Annotated in this window: 8 protein-coding genes and 2 pseudogenes; 6 read left to right on the top strand and 4 right to left on the bottom strand. The window is 69.4% G+C overall.

Going from position 1 to position 15,152, the window contains the following annotated elements; genetic code table 11:
• Window positions 1-56: 56 nt before the first annotated feature.
• A complete protein-coding gene (locus FEF34_RS26770; RefSeq protein ID WP_234042571.1) occupies window positions 57-1,505 on the bottom strand; it encodes an FAD-binding oxidoreductase in 1,449 nt (482 codons plus the stop codon).
• Window positions 1,506-1,582: 77 nt separating this feature from the next.
• On the opposite strand from FEF34_RS26770, the gene FEF34_RS26765 reads away from it, so the two are divergent.
• The 4 genes from FEF34_RS26765 to FEF34_RS26750 all read left to right on the top strand — a co-directional run bounded on the left by FEF34_RS26765 (window position 1,583) and on the right by FEF34_RS26750 (window position 5,363).
• On the top strand, window positions 1,583-2,335 hold the full coding sequence (locus tag FEF34_RS26765) for a winged helix-turn-helix transcriptional regulator (protein ID WP_138055428.1): 753 nt from the start codon (window positions 1,583-1,585) through the stop codon (window positions 2,333-2,335).
• Between the two features lie 212 nt (window positions 2,336-2,547).
• Window positions 2,548-2,706: a PAS domain-containing protein gene (locus tag FEF34_RS26760; RefSeq protein WP_138055427.1), complete on the top strand. Its 159-nt coding sequence runs from the start codon at window positions 2,548-2,550 to the stop codon at window positions 2,704-2,706.
• A gap of 270 nt (window positions 2,707-2,976) precedes the next feature.
• Complete coding sequence (locus FEF34_RS26755; RefSeq protein WP_138055426.1) at window positions 2,977-3,615, top strand: CBS domain-containing protein; 639 nt, start codon at window positions 2,977-2,979, stop codon at window positions 3,613-3,615.
• 614 nt (window positions 3,616-4,229) lie between these two features.
• Window positions 4,230-5,363, top strand: coding sequence for a PP2C family protein-serine/threonine phosphatase (locus tag FEF34_RS26750; protein ID WP_234042569.1), 1,134 nt, complete (start codon window positions 4,230-4,232; stop codon window positions 5,361-5,363).
• A gap of 226 nt (window positions 5,364-5,589) precedes the next feature.
• Here the strand turns inward: FEF34_RS26750 and FEF34_RS26745 are convergent, their stop codons facing one another.
• On the bottom strand, window positions 5,590-5,904 hold the full coding sequence (locus tag FEF34_RS26745) for a cation transporting ATPase C-terminal domain-containing protein (RefSeq protein ID WP_234043206.1): 315 nt from the start codon (window positions 5,902-5,904) through the stop codon (window positions 5,590-5,592).
• A 202-nt stretch (window positions 5,905-6,106) separates the two neighbouring features.
• On the opposite strand from FEF34_RS26745, the pseudogene FEF34_RS43205 reads away from it, so the two are divergent.
• Window positions 6,107-6,382 (top strand): annotated as a pseudogene (locus FEF34_RS43205) (penicillin-binding protein 2); the annotation flags it as partial.
• A 17-nt stretch (window positions 6,383-6,399) separates the two neighbouring features.
• Window positions 6,400-6,681 (top strand): annotated as a pseudogene (locus FEF34_RS44320) (penicillin-binding transpeptidase domain-containing protein); the annotation flags it as partial.
• A gap of 105 nt (window positions 6,682-6,786) precedes the next feature.
• Here FEF34_RS44320 and FEF34_RS26735 read toward each other — a convergent pair.
• Together FEF34_RS26735 and FEF34_RS26730 are read right to left on the bottom strand one after the other, a co-directional pair.
• On the bottom strand, window positions 6,787-7,305 hold the full coding sequence (locus FEF34_RS26735; RefSeq protein WP_171053101.1) for a HEAT repeat domain-containing protein: 519 nt from the start codon (window positions 7,303-7,305) through the stop codon (window positions 6,787-6,789).
• A complete protein-coding gene (locus FEF34_RS26730) occupies window positions 7,302-14,828 on the bottom strand; it encodes a ricin-type beta-trefoil lectin domain protein (RefSeq protein WP_234043194.1) in 7,527 nt (2,508 codons plus the stop codon). Before FEF34_RS26730 ends, FEF34_RS26735 begins: the two co-directional genes overlap by 4 nt.
• Window positions 14,829-15,152: the final 324 nt, after the last annotated feature.

The raw sequence follows: 15,152 nt of genomic DNA, 5'->3' as shown, positions 1-15,152 counted from the left end.
GCCTCATCTGCCGGAGAGCCACGAGAAGGGGCCCGCCCGTGATCGTTTGCGAGCTCTCAACCGGGGTGGACGTTCTTGTTGTGGTGGAAGGCGTTGTCGGGGTCGTACTTGGCCTTGACCTCGGCCAGGCGCCGGTAGGTGCGATCGCCGTACGCCTCTCGAACGCGGTCGGTGCCGTCGTCGGAATCGAGGAAGTTGACATAGACGCTGCCGACACGGTGCGGGCGGAGGGCGTGCAGGAACCGCCGGGCCCACGCGGTCTCGGCTGCGGCCTGCTCGCCGGACTCGTCAGGACGCCACACGGCGTCGATGTTGATGTTGTGGGCCACGTCGCGACCGGCGTAGGCGGTGCTGTCGTGGGGGACCCGGGCGACGGTGCCACCCATGTGGAACATCACCGCGTACGAACGGGGTGAGCCGGCGCGGTAGGCGTGATCGGCGATGACGGCGATGGCGTCGTCGCAGAGGCCGGTGAGGTCCGTGGACTTCCAGTAGTAGTGCCACCCGTGGGGGACGGTGTCGTCGGTGCTGCACTGGTGGGCGACGTAGGGCTTCGGTGCGACCAGGTCCAGGAGTGGCGTCCTGAACCGCCGGAGGGCCCGCACGGCACGCTCGCCGTCCTGGACGGCACCGGCATAGCAGCAGACGACGGCGAGGGCGGGCCGCCAGTGCAGGTCCTCGGGGACGACCGGCAGTGGAGGGACGGTGCCGAGCCTGACGACGGTGCCGAGCTCGTCGGGTGCTTCGGCGGCGAAGTCCCGGTAGAAGCGCAGCACGTCGGTGGTGTCGTCGGCCGCCCAGAAGACCGGTCCGGCCATGACGGCCGGGCCGACGGGGTGCAGCGCGAACCGGAACGAGGTGACGACGCCGAAGTTGCCGCCACCGCCGCGCAGCGCCCAGAACAGATCGGGGTGGTCGTCGGCGGACGCTCGCAGAACACTGCCGTCGGCGGTGACCACCTCGGCGGCCAGCAGGTTGTCGACGGTGAGCCCGTACGTGCGCATGAGGAAGCCGATGCCGCCGCCGAGGGTCAGCCCGGCGACGCCGGTGTGGCTCACGATGCCGCCGGTGGTGGCCAGACCGTGGACCTGCGACTCGTGGTCGACGTCGCCCCATAGAGCACCACCCTGGACCCGCGCCGTGCGGCCGGCGGGGTCGACCCACACAGCCCGCATCGACGAGAGGTCGATGACGACGCCCTCGTCGCACACCGCGGTGCCGGCCACGTTGTGGCCCCCGCCCCGTACGGCGATCTCCAGGTCGTGGTCTCGGGCGAAGCGCACGGCCGCGGCCACGTCGGCGGTCCCGCTGCATCGCGCGATCAGCCGGGGGCGCCGGTCGACGGCGCCGTTCCATACCGCTCGGGCGGTGTCGTATTCGGTGTGGCCAGCGGTGATCAGCTGACCCCGGAACCCGTCGATCTCCATGGCGATCGCCTCCTCGCTCGGGTGCGGCCGACGCGCTCGGTGGTCGTGTTCGTCACCTCCTCGTGTCTCGATGTCCATCGCACCACCGGGGGCCACCGTCGTGAAGTCAGGAATCTGGACCTCAGGGCCGGAGGGCGGGATGGGACACTGGTGTCGTGCGGACGTATGGCCAGTACTGCCCCATCGCCCGCGGCGCCGAGATCTTCGCCGAACGCTGGACGCCGCTGATCATCCGCAACCTGCACCTGGGCTGCGGAAGCTTCAGTGAGATCCTGGAGGGCGCCCCCGGGCTCTCCCGCACCCTGCTCTCGCAGCGGCTCAAGCAGCTCGAACGGCTCGGTATCGTCAGGTCGGCACCCAAGCCCGACGGACGGGGAAGCCACTACGAGCTCACGCCCGCTGGTCACGACCTGTTCAAGGTCTGCGTGTCGCTCGGCGAGTGGGGTGCGACCTGGCTCGAGATCGCCCCCGAGCACCTCGACCCCTTCGTGGCACTGTGGTCGATGTGCAACATGCTCCACCGAGACCGGCTCCCGGATCGGCGCATCGTCATCCGGTTCGACTTCACCGGCCGCCGGCGCCCCGAGCGGTACTGGCTGCTGATCGAGCGCGGAGACACCGAGATCTGCAAGACGTACCCCGGCATCGACGAGGACCTCTACATCACGGCGGAAGCCGAAGCCTTCGTCAAATGGCACGCCGGCCGGCAAACCTGGGCCGAAGCCACCCGCGACCGCCACATCCAACTCCACGGCCCCTCGTGGCTCGTGCGGGCTTTCCCCACCTGGAACGCCCGCAGCGCCTTCGCCCACATCGAACCGGTCTCCCGAGCCGCGGCGAACTCGGCAGCCCGACATCTTCGGGACGGCAGACCCGTGTCCGGGGCTCGGGGTCAGGACGGGAACTGAGGCTGTTCCCGCCTGCCGCGATCTTGGTCGAAGGACCACCTCACGCCGGGAGAGTCCGTGAGGTGCGGGCGGCGCGGCGCTCCTCGGGTGTCCGGCGGGGCGGTAGTCATGGGCCTGTGCGTGGGGCCGGTGCTGCGCCCGGACGGATCGGTGGCCTGGGGCGTCTGGGCAGCCCGTCGTCGCGGCACAGAAGCTGACGAGGGGGGCCGGCGATCCTGGACGCTCTGTTCACCCAGTCACCGGTGGGTCTTGTGGTGGTGGACTCGGACCTGCGCGTCCTGCGCGTCAACACCGCCTCCGAAGGCATGCGCGGCGCTCCTGTCGAGCAACTGCTCGGCCGACCGGTGACCTGGCCGACCCCGACGGAGTGAAGGCGGACGGTCCGCGCGGTGCTCGTCAGCGATATGCCGGTCCTCGACCGGCTCGTGCACGGCGGTCCCACGGCCGGTACCGGCCGTGGGACCGCCGGCCCTCCCCGCCAGGCCGAACACCACTGGCCGCCTGAGCGGCGCGGTGCTGTCATGGGGAGGGAAGACGGCGTGGACGAGCATGGCAGGGCCGCGGAGGCTGACGCGCCGCATCGTCCGCCCGGGCGGTCCGACGGCGGCTGCCCCCGTCGCAAAGCGGAGGAGGCCGATGCCATGCTGCACCGCCGCACGGTCGACGACGTGATGACCGAGGAGGTCGTCACCCTCCGCCCCGACACACCGATCCATGAGGTCGCCACCCTGCTGGACGCGAACGACATCGTCGCGGCCCCGGTCGTTGACGACGACGGCGCCCCCATCGGCGTCGTGTCCGCGTCCGACGTGCTGCGGCACGAGACCGGCATGCCCGATCCGCAGGGGCGGCACGGGAACGACGAGCGCGCCTGGGGCAAGGCCCGGGCCCGGACCGCGGGCGCGCTCATGAGCAGCCCCGTCTTCACCGCCCGCGCCGACTGGACGATCCCCCGGGCCGCGCGGGAACTCCGCAGGCGGCACGTCAAGCAACTGCCAGTGGTCGGCGACGACGGGCTCCTCACCGGCATCGTCAGCCGCAGCGACCTGCTCGACGCCTTCATCCGCTCTGACGTCGAGATCCGCAGCGAGGTCGAGCAGGACGTCCTGGGACGCATCCTCGGCCTGGACGAAGGCACCGTCGCGGTCGAGGTCCACGACGGGGTCGTCACCCTGCGAGGCCACGTTCCGGAACCGCGTCTCGTCCCAGTGGTCGTGGGTCTCTGCCAGGGTGTCGACGGCGTCGTCTCCGTGGACGCCCACCTCGCCGCCACCCGATAGGGCTGGCGAGCCCTGTCGTCAAACTCCCGCCCCTCCGGGCCTGCCCCCTCGGGAGACTGGCGGCCTCGCACGGCCGCGTTCCGCCACGGAAGCAGGTCACGTGGAGTGACGATATCGGTACGCCTTCGACTTGTCCGCGGCCCTGGTGAGTGCCCACGAGCCGTCGTGTTTGGCATGCCTCGGCTCGGTCCGGCGGCGACATGGGGGCCGGGCTGTTCGTATCCGATCCGTTCCCGGGAACAGCGGCAGGGGCGAAGCCCGTGCAGTTCGCCCTTGCCGTCGGCGAGGGCCGTCTGGCGCGCACAGGGGTCAACAGGCTCCTGGGATCACCCCGGAGACTTCGGAACAGTGCCGCCAAGCCTGAAACCGGAGCAAGCGCGCCGCCGACCGCTCTCCTGCCCCTCGGTCGGGGCCACTGCATGCGCGGACACGTTCACCGTTCTCCCGGTCCGCTGAGCCGGGAGCCCGGCAAGGGCCGAGGGGTGGAATGCTCCCTTCCGGCGAGGCAGGCTGTACCTATGGGCTCCCGCCTCCGCCCCTCTCTGCGGCCTGGAGCGTCCACTCGACCAGGAGCGGGCGGTCACGGCGGAGTTCCGTTCAGGCTGGGGCAGTGTGTGCCCTTCGCGATCGTGCTGGCCGTGCTGGGCATCGAGTTCTCGCCCGCGCACTATCTGGCCACCGGCCCCGTGCTCACCACGACGCCGGCGCTGGCCGCGCTGACGATGGGGCCGATGGGCACGCTGTCCACGGCAGTCCTTGCTGCGGGTGTGAACGCGGCCTCCGCGACCTACAACCACTCGTGGGGGACACTGACCCAGCTGATCATCGGGAACTTCCTGGGGCTGTTCGTGGTGTCCGTGGCCAGTGTCATCCTGAGCAACGCCATGCGTACCCGCAGACAGTGCGAGCTCGACCAGGTCCGCCGGATCGCTGTGGCGGCCCAGGAGGTCGTCCTGCGGCCCGTCCCCGAGCGACTGGGCCCGGTGCGGGCCGCCAGCCTGAGCCTCGCCGCGGGGACAGGCGCGCTGGTTGGCGGTGATCTGTACGAGGCCGTGCAGACCCCGTATGGCGTCCGGCTGATCGTGGGGGACGTGAGGGGCAAGGGGCTGACTGCCATGCGCGCGGTCGCGGTGACCCTGGGCGCGTTCCGGGTGTCCGTGCACTACGAGGACGAGCTGACGGAGGTCATGCACTGCTGCGAGGCCTCGATGCGACGGGAGGCGGCCGTGCCCGGTGCGTACTCCCAGGAAGTCCTGACGGAGGGATTCATCACCGTCCTCATGGCCCAGGTGCCGGACGAACAGGTAGTGCTCGTGGTCAACCGTGGCCATCCGCCTCCGCTGGTGCTGCACCGGGGCAGCGTTCAGGCCCTGATGCCCGACACGCCACTGCCTCCGCTGGGTCTGGAAGACCTCGTGGACGGGCTTACCGCCAAGGCCGAGAGCTTTCCGTTCGTACGCGGCGACCGTCTGCTCCTGTACACCGACGGTGTGATCGAAGCCCGCAATCGCAGCAACGACTTCTTCCCCCTGCCGGAGACCATGGAGGGGATACGGGCGAGCACCACCCCGCGGGAGTTCCTGGAGGAACTGCACCAGGCGTTGATCCGCCATACCGGAGGCCGCTTGACGGACGACGTCGCGATGATCCTCGTCGACAGGCTCGACGAGGACACCGCCGGCAGCGGATACACGTCGAGCACGGCGCGTACAGCCTCCACGCGCCCCACGTACTCGGCGGAGAGGTAGCCGAGGAGCTCTCCTTCCTCGAACCGCGGAGGGCGGACGGCGGAGGCAGGAACGACGGCGGTCTCTTGTGACCATCCACGAGTCTCAAGATCGTCAAGATGCCCGCCCGCAACCAGACCGGAGCCACGACGGTCGAGCCCCGCCAAGCGGTGCGGATCGCCGACCGGTGGCTGCGGGAGCACCGTCCCGACCTGCACGCGGCTGACCCCGAATCGTTCCCCGGCCACTACACCCTGCACGCCCTGCGGGGCGACGACACCGTCGGCATGCTTTTGGTCAACACCCGTACCGGCGCGGTCTGGTGCCACACCTGGCACGGACGCTTCATCCAGATGGAAGCCGCGGCGGCGATCGCCGGATCGGTGAGCGGAAGCGGCTCCGTACCCAGAAGGGCCCGCAGGGCAGGCAGATAGACACCGGCCACTTGGAGGCTCAGCGCGGCGCCGACGGCAACGAGTAGGAACGGGTTGGCCAGGCTTCCCGGGCGGGCCCGGGAACCGAGTGCCACGCCGAGCTGCGTCACGCCGAAGATCAAGAACATCATGGGCTGCCAGGGGCGGGCCCGTCTCCCGGGCCCAGACCCCGGCGGCAACGGTCGCAGCGGCGACGAGGGCCCCATGAAGAGGATCCGCGGCCACGGGCCGGCACCCAGCACGCTCTCCTCGCCCGCGCCCCGCGCCCGGACATGGCCGACACCGGGGTCATCGCCCCGATCGTGGAGGACGCGAGATGAGAGGCCCGACATGATCCGGTACATCCGGCGGGCCGCCGCGCTCTGCCTCGTCCTGCTCATCGCGCTGCTCGTCGACGCGGCGCGGGTGATGGTCCTGGAGGCGGACGAGCTGGACGACAGTCCGGCCAACCGCCGGATCGCCATCACGCGCTGGGGCCAGCCGCGCGGCGAGATCGTGGTGGACGGCCGTCCGGTCACCGGCTCCCGGGACAGCGGACAGTAGCTGCGCTGGGAACGCACGTACACGAAGGGGCCGTTGTACGCACCGGTGACCGGCTACGCCTCGGCGGCCGCGGCCCGGCGGTCGAAGACAGCACCGGCACCAACGCGGCCATCCCCGGCTCCCGCGTCGGCGGCAAGACGGGCACCGCCCAGCACGGCCTGGGCAACACGGGCACCCCGACGCCTGGTTCATCGCCTGGGCCCAGGCCCCGGACTCGGCCCAGCCGGCGGTCGCGGTCGCGGTGGTCGTGGAGGACGCGGACGCGAACCGCACGGACATCAGCGGGGGCGGCGACGCGGCCGATCGCGCGGGCGGTGATGGAGGAGGGGTTGCGGCTGGAGGCGGAGGGGCGGGGGCGGTGAGGCGCGCGGGTGACGCCCGCCGCTCGACAGCCTCCGGAAACGGCGGAACGCCCGGCCGAGGAAACTCGGCCGGGCGTCCCGGATGAGGTGCTACGAACTCCGCGGTCAGAGCTCGCCGCGGCGTTCGAGCTGCTTCACCGCGTTCTCGCGGATGACCTCGTTCTCGTCGTCGCGCAAGCCCTCGAGGGCCTCCCGGGCCTCCGCGCTGGGAATGGCGCCGAGAGCCCAGATCGCCTTCACCGCGAGCGCCCGGTTCTCGTCGAAGTCCAGGTGCTCGGGAACCCAGCGAGTCGCCAAGACCAGCGTCGGCACCGTCTTGGGCGAGTGGAGCTCGCCCAGCATGGACACGATGTCCTCGTGCTCCCTGTGCCATTCGGCGGGGAACAGCTCGATCAACGGTTCCAGGAACTCCTCGACCGAGGCGTCGGCGGCGCCATGGACGATCAACGCCATCTCGACGTCGTCGGCGTCCTGGCGCTCCATGGCGTCCCGGAGCAGCCGGAGCGCCAGGGCCCCACCGTCGGACTCGCCGAAGTGGGCGAGCACCTCGTCGAGCGTGCGCGTCGGACCGTCACCCAATCCGACCGCCAGGCCCATGACCAGTTCCTGCTCCTCAGGGGTCATCGCCTGACCACCTCCCATGCCGTGATGTTCTCGTTGAAGAGCTTGAGCGCCTTACCACCGCCCAGGCCGATGTTGATGTGGCGCTTGCCCTCCTTCTTGAAGAAGGCGTGGTTCTCGCGCCAATTCTCCACGTTCTTGATCCAGGGCATGTTCGGGTACTTCATCCGAACCAGATTGGAAGCGTCCCGCACCCCGATCGCCGCGAGGGCCGCCGTGGTGCCCGGCTTCACCGTGAACTTGACGGTGACACCGGTGTAGCTGTCCGAGAACCCCTGCGTCGGGGAGGTGAACGTCTCCCCGGTCGCCGACAGACCGCCACCGTCCTCCAGGATCTGGTAGTGCTCCTCGCTCATCGTCCGGTAGAAGGTTTCCCCGTCGGAGTCGCCACCATCATTGTCGGCCTTGCCGGAGCCGCCGCCGCCGCTGGAGCCACCGTTGCTGCGGGAGGAGCCGCCGGACTTGCCGCCGCCTCCGCCGCCGGAGCTCTTGCCACCGCTGGCGACGGGCTTGCGCTGCGGCATGGAGGAGGGCTTGGGCGCCGCCTTGGCCTGTGCCTGCTTCTGGGTGTGGTTACCCGTCTTGCGCTTCGCCGCGGCTGCCGCGTCGGCCTTTCTCTTGGCTGCTTCGGCGGCCTTCTTCTTGGCCCGTTGCGCGGCCTCCTTCTTGGCCTTCTCGATGGCGGCCTTCTTGGCCTTCAAGGCTGCCGCCTCGGCGGCCTTGGCCTTCGCGAGGACCTGCTCGGCGAGCTTCTTCGCCTTCTTGAACGCCTGGATCGCGTCGATCGTGCGGTCGACGGCCTTCAGAACGGACGGGATCTTGCCCAGCTTGGTCCACGGGATGGCCCCGATGATCATGCTGCCGCAGGACCACATGTCACCGCCGAAGCAGGCCATGGCATCGCTGAGGCCGATGAAGTCGCTCAGGATGCCCCAGGCCGCCCCGATGATCACCGACGTAAGCGACTTGCCCATGGTGGCCTGCGCCTGGGCGATCATCGCCGGGGACAGTCCCGCGCCCTTGAGGGCCGCGGACCGCTCGGAGGCGGTCAGGGTGATCGCGAGACCGCTCGGGTCGGAGTACGTGACCGGGTTGTTCTGCGCGTACGCGTACCCGTTGGCCTGCAGGGGGTCGTTCAGGTCGAGCTCAGGGTCGACGGACAGGAAGCGTCCGACCACCGGGTCGTAGAGACGGGCACCCAGCGGCTGGAAGCCGGAGGAGTCGTTCCGCGTCTGGCCCAGGAACCCCTTGCCGGTCTGGATGTTCTGCCCTGCCTTGTCGGCACCACGCTGGTTGCCGAAGGGGTCCTGCTTGCGCACCCGCACCGGCATGCCGGTGTAGAGGGCGACCTCCGCGTACACGCTGCCCTGGTGATCCGTGGCGAGCGCGGTGAGCGTCTCGGAGCCCGTGCCGTTGGCGTAACGCAGGATCGCGCCGTCGGGCGCCGAGTAGGTGCGCTCGCTGCGGACCAGGACGCCGCCCTGCTGGACGGTGACCTGCGCCTCGCCCAGGTTCAGCGTCGCCTGCTTGCCCTGGATGGTCAGCAGGCGGCTGCCCTCGGGGCCGTAGATGTGACGGGTGTCGTTCTGCGGCAGCCACTGCTGGGCCGTGGAAGCGGCGTCGCAGGTGGCGAGCACGATCGGCGTCGAGTTCGCGTTCGCCGCGCCCTGCACCGCGAGGCACAGGTTTCCGGAGGCGGGGTGGATCAGCTGGCCGGAAGCGTTGCGCTTCAGGTGCTGGGCGCTGGTCCCGTTGCACTTCTGCAGCTGGAGCGTGGAGCCCGCCGTGTTGGCGGCCGGCTGGAGGCACCAGTTGCCGTAGACCTTCAGGGTGCCCAGGTTCGGGTCCGTCTGCGGGGTCTGCGTCGAGCCGGGAACCGGCTCGAACTGCCAGCTCTGCGCCACCGTGCCGTTGCAGGCGTACAGCTGGATCGCCTGGCCGGCGGACGCGACCCCGGACTTCAGGTCGAGGCACTTCTGGCCGAGACCCACGTACGGGGTCTTGCCACCGGTGCCCTGGCCGGTGATCCGGTCCACCTGACCGTCGTAGGTCCAGGTCAGTTCCTGCTTGTCACCGTTCTCGACCGAGGTGATCGACCTGGTCTCACCGGTCAGCTCGTACAGACGCGTGGCCTCGGCCTTGACCTGCTGACCCGCGGGGGTCGTGTAGGTCTTCGACACCTTGGTCAGCGTGTGCGGCTGGCTGCCGTCGGCCTTGCCGTAGGCGTAGGTGCTGACGGCGTCCTTGGCGGTGTCGCCGGAGAGGTCCTTCTCGGTGAGCTTGGTGCGGTTGCCGAGCAGGTCGTACTCGTACTCCTGCCAGTAGCCGGAGCCGTCGGTGCCGGAGACGGCGTTGAGCGTGCCGTCGGTGTTCTTCGGCGTGGTGCAGCCCTGCGTCGCCGGTTCCTTGTTGGTCCAGGCGGACTTCAGCTGACCCATCGGGTCGTAGCTGAAGCACTGACGCTCCTCGATCCCGACGGACTTCTCCTGGATCGTGGTGACGTTGCCGGCCGGGTCGTAGGTGTAGGCCCGGTTCGAGACCAGGTTGCCCCCGACGAGGGTCCTGTCGGCGGTCGTGTCGTTGGGGCCGCCCTTCTCGCGGTGGACCGACTGCTCCTGGAGCTCACCGCTGCTCTCGTCGTACGTGTTCTGCGTCCACACCCGGTACGGCATCGCGCCGAGGGTGGAACGGAGCACCTGGCCGTAAGGCGAGTAGACGGTCTCGGAGCCGTACCAGTCCTTGCCGGAGATCGAGAGCGGCTTGCCGTCCTTGTTGTAGCGGACTATCAGCTTCTCACTGGCGAACTTGCCCACCGCGGGAAGGGTGGTCTCGTTCAGCATGCCGTTGTCGGAGTACACGTAGTCGTACGTGTAGTCCTTGGCGAAGCCCCACGTGTCGACGATGGACTGCGGCAGGGACAGGGTGGTCGAGGTCGGCTGGTAGTCCTTCGTGTAGCCGTTGACCTTCTGCGTGTACGCCAGCGCGTCCGTGTAGCGGGTGGCGGTGGCGGGCATGCCCTTGCCGCCCGGAGCGATGTCGTAGGTGAGGTCGGTCAGGACCTTGCCGGTGGCGCTGTTCTCACGCGTCTGGATCGGCCGCGACAACTCGTCGTAGCCGTTCCAGACCTTGACGCCACGGGCGTTGGTCGTGGTCAGCGGACGGTCGAGGGAGTCGTACTCGATCCGGGTCGTGCCCCTGTCCGGGTCGGTGGTGGTCTCCAGGCGGCCGCGCTGGTCGTACGTCCAGGTCCACGGGTGCGTCGGGTCCGCCGAGGCGGTCGCCTTCACGGGCTGGCCCTGCGTGTCGTACTCGTAGCGCGTCGACGTGAAGCCGCCGGGGGCCGCCGGGTTGAAGGTGTCCGTGCGGACGGTGCGGCCGGTCGCGTCGGTCCAGACGCGGTAGGCCGAGTCGCCCTGCGGCTGGATGACCTTCGACCAGTCCGGGCCGTACTCGTAGCGGACGGCCTTCTCCGGGACCTCCTGCGAGATGGCCTCGGTCGTGCCCGTGAGCTTGACCTTGAGGACCGGCATCTCCTCGAGCACGCGGCCGAGACCGTCGTACTTGAAACGGGTGATGTTCGGGACGGTGGTGTCCGCCTGCGGGGTGAACAGGTCGCCGCTCGGGGCGTCCTGGTTCAGGTAGGCGTTGTTGGTCTGGTAGATCTCACCGGCGCGGTTGTACAGCGTGTCGGTGATCAGACGGCCGCCGCCGTCCGCCTGCTCTTGGGACTGGCGCTCCCGGCCCAGACCGTCGTAGATCGTGACGGACTTCTCGACCCGGTCCTCGTAACCACGCGCGTACGTGGTGACGTACGGAGGCTTGCGGACCTTGCCGCCGTTGGGGTCGTTCGGGTCGGGCTCCTCCTGCGGGATCGTGTACTCGGCCTTGAAGTCCGGCACGGCGCCCGCGGCCGGGGTGCGGCCCGCGGCCCAGGCCTCGGCGAGACGGCCCAGCGGGTCGAACAGCGCCTCGCTGACGTTCCCGTTGGGGTCCGTGGTCTTGACCGTGGTGGCGCGTCCCGGCTCCAGCTCCTGGATCTGGCTGTGGCCGAGCTCGTTGGTCGTGGTGACCTTGAAGACCTGGCCCGTGGCCGGCCCGATGGGCTCGTAGCTGATCGTGGAGGACTTCGGCGTCAGCATGGTCAGCTGCTCCGGGTCGGTCGTCCGGATCACCCGGCCGATCGAGTCGAAGCCGGTGGTGCCGTTGGTCTGGAAGTCGGTGCCGGTGCCGTTCAGCGACCACGACTCGGTGGCCAGGCCACGGGTGGTGGCGATGAGCGACGTCTGGTTCGCGTCGAACGCCTGACCGTCGTAGGCCGTACGCTGAGCCCCGCTGAGGGTGGACAGGTTCGTCCAGTTGGCGTTCGCGCACGTCGTCGGCGAGACCAGGACCTGCTTCGACAGACCGGTCAGGTTCTTGTCCGTGCGGTGCAGGTACCCGAGCTTGGTGCAGGACTCGTCACCGGTCTTACCGGTGTCACCGAGGCTCTCCACCAGGGTCGGCAGACCGTACGTCGACTCGTAGGTCGTGTTGGTCTCGACCGTCCGCAGCGTGCGCGTGTCGTCACCCGCACCCGAGGACTTCGTGTACGCGATCTCCTCAGGCTCCGTGACCCGCCACGCCTTCAGCGGCTTGAGCCCGTCGCCGAGGTCGCGGCTGGCGAGCTCGGTCGCCTCGGGGATGGTGATGCTGCGGGTCAGCCAGTTGGTGTCCGCGTCCGTCGCGTTGGAGTAGGAGAGCTCCTCGGCGATGCGGCCGGCGAAGGCGTCACGGTCGTACACGGGCTGGCCGTTGTACGTGATCGTGTTGCCGTGGACGTCCTTCATGGGGACGGTGTCGCCCATGCCGCGGTAGAAGCGGGTGACGGCCTTGGTCTTCGGGCCGTCGACGCCGGGGATCTCCTCGGCGGGGCTGGTGCCCTCACCACTGTCGGCCGTGGCCTTGCGCTCGCCCGTGGTGACCGTGGTCTGCTCGAAGCCGGCGAACTGCGAGTAGGTCCGGGTGGACTTCTTCGTGAACTCGGCCTCGGCCAGCTTCCAGCCGGCGTTCTTGTAGTCGTACCCGGTCAGCGTCGAGTACGAGCCGTCGACGTTCGGCAGCTCCTCGATCGTGTCGACGACGTACTTGTTGAACCAGTCGATGTCCTCGATCTCGGCGTCCGGGTGCCAGAACACCGGGTAGCAGAGACGGGTGTTGGACTTCAGCGCGGCGGTCTCGGTCTTGCCCGGCAGGTTCGTGCTGTCCTGGCACGCGGTCTCGCGGGGCTTGTAGGTGACGATCGTCTCGCCGCCGTACTCGTTGACGACACGCGCGATGCGCAGACGCGAGAAGCCGGGTCGCGGATCCGTCGCGGCGCTGCCGCGGTAAACGCGGTTGGGCATGTCGTCGGAGTTCGACTCGAACCGCACCGCGTTCAGCTTCACCGAGGCGTCGGTGGAACCCTTGCGGGCGTAGCCGGTGCGCTGGATCGACTCCAGCCAGAGCGCGGTGTTGGCGCCGGTCTTCAGGACCGGGAAGCTCTGCTTGAGCTGGTACTCGTCGACGACCTGGCGCGCGGTGGTGTCGGTACGACGCTGCGCCGAGGTGGTGATCTTGTCCAGGCGCTTGCGGGTCCAGAACGTCGGGCCGGCGTTCCAGCACTTGCGGGTGTACGTCGAGGTGACGGCCTTGCAGTTCAGGTCGGCCGGGGTGTCGTACCAGATGCGGTACTTGCCCGGGTCCTTGTCCGTGAACTCCGCTTCCGAGCAGGTCAGACCGGCCTCGGGGTAGCAGCGCTCGGCGACGGTGAAGCCGACGCGGGCCGGGGCCGTCGCGGAGAAGATCGATTCCTTGCGCTGGCCGTAGTAGATGTGCGACAGGTAGCCGCCGCGGTGGTACTTGACCGGGCCCTTGAAGTAGAAGTTCTTCGCGTAGTAGTTCTCCTCGCGCTCCCAGAAGAGGGACATGGCGTTGCCGTGGATGTCCTCGACGTAGTCGAGGTTCCACCGCCAGGCCTGGAGGCAGGAGGAGCTCTTCCAGTTGGTGGTCCCCGCGCCCGCGTAGCAGGGCTCCCCCGAGTGGTTGCCGTACACCGGCACCGAGAGGACGGAGTCGGTGTACGGGTCGTCGGCGGCGGTGCCGTTGTCCGACCAGCCCGGGAGCTTGTTCAGACCGAAGTGGTAGCGGGTGCCGTCCCTGGTCGTGACGACCCAGTACTCGCCGTCCGCGTCCTTCAGTACGCCCGAACGCGGGTCCTTGGACGTGTCCTTGAGCCGCTCGATCTTCGAGCCGTCACCGTTGGCGGTGAACCACTGACCGACGGGCTTCCCGTCGGTGCCGAGCGGGCCCTTGTCCTTGTCCCAGACCAGCTCGGTGGTCATGCCGCCCAGTGAGAGGGTGGCGTTCTCCGAGCCCCAGCACAGGTCGGCGGTCTTGTGGTCGGTGTTGTTCGCCCCGGCCCGCTTGGAGTCCTGACGGCAGTTGTTGTACGACCGGGTGATCGAGCCCGCGTTGTAGTCCCAGCCGTCGCCGATCCAGGAGGCCTGGTTGTTCGACGCCGAGGTGCGGCCGTCGACCGTCTGCGAGTTGTACGACAGGGCGACCTTCGGCATCAGACCGCCGGCGGTCTCCGGGACCTGCACCTGGTACGAGTAGGTGAAGGCACCGTTCGACGAACCCGCCGCCCAGGAGCCGGAGGACAGCAGCGGCGAGGCGGTGAAGTCACCGGACGCCGAGGAGCCGGTGTCCATCGCGCCGACGACCTGGCGGCCCGAGGCGCCCACGTTCGACGAGAAGGCGGCCTTGCGCGCGGAGGCGCCCGAGGCCGTCGACGGGGCGTCCTCGTCCGGCAGCAGGTTCGCGACCGGAACCGTGCCGGAGAGGATCTGGCGGGTCGCGGCGTTCTTGGTCTTGCCGGACGTCGCCTTCAGCTTGGTCTTGGCCGCCGGCACCTCCTTGACGGTGCTGCGCAGCCGCTCGACCTCGACGTCCGGCTCGTCCCCGACCGACATGGTCTGGATGCCCGTGTCCGGCGCACAGTCGCCGGTCTCCGGGGAGTCGATGACGCAGCTGGGCAGCAGGACGAGACCGAAGCGCTCGGCGGCAAGCTGACCGTAGCGGTCCTCGAAGGCGGTCGTGTCGACGTCGACGACCACCCGCGCCGTCGGGTCCGCCGTCACCGGCGGCACGATCTCCATGATCATGCCGGGCACGCCGGTGTCCTCGGACGTGGTCGTCGCCTTGACGGCGACCTGCCAGTCACCGGCGATGGTCGCCGGGTCCTGACCCACTGGCACACCGACACCGACCGGCAGGAGCGCCTGGGTGGTCGTGTTCTTGACCTGGACCGTGGTGCCCGGCGTGGCCGTCGACGGGTCCGCCTGGCCGGCATCCGCCGCCCAGGGGTCCGTGGCGACCGGTGCGTAGGCCGTGATCGGGTTCTCCGGCGCCGTGCTCAGCGTCTTCGGAGCCTGCGCGTTGTCGGCGAGCGTGGTGCTCGGCGGAATGTCGGGGAGGTCGACCTCAGAGGTCGTCTCCTCACGGGACATCCCGTCGCCGGGCACCGCCAGGGCCTGCGAGCCCAGACTCGTCACCGTCAATATCGATGACAACAAAAGGACGGTCGCCGTGCGGCTTCGCCGACGGCGCCGTCGTTGTGACTCTGTCATGGCCAGGCGTCCCCGCCCCAGCCATGACAGTGGACCTGAAGCACGCATGCGCGTCGACTCCCACCCAGACGAACAAGACAACGGAGGTGCGGAAACACCAAAGAGCACGCGTCTGCATCAGGCGCGTGCGTGCGCACTCTCTGTCATGAGCGCCACATGCTTCAAGATCGGGGCAGGGGCGCGGACCGCCGCTCTCGTGAGTTG

The organism is Streptomyces marianii (assembly GCF_005795905.1).
Classification (GTDB): Bacteria; Actinomycetota; Actinomycetes; order Streptomycetales; family Streptomycetaceae; genus Streptomyces; species Streptomyces marianii.
Note: the sequence above shows the minus strand (reverse complement) of the source record. Positions and strands in the feature narration are given on the sequence as shown.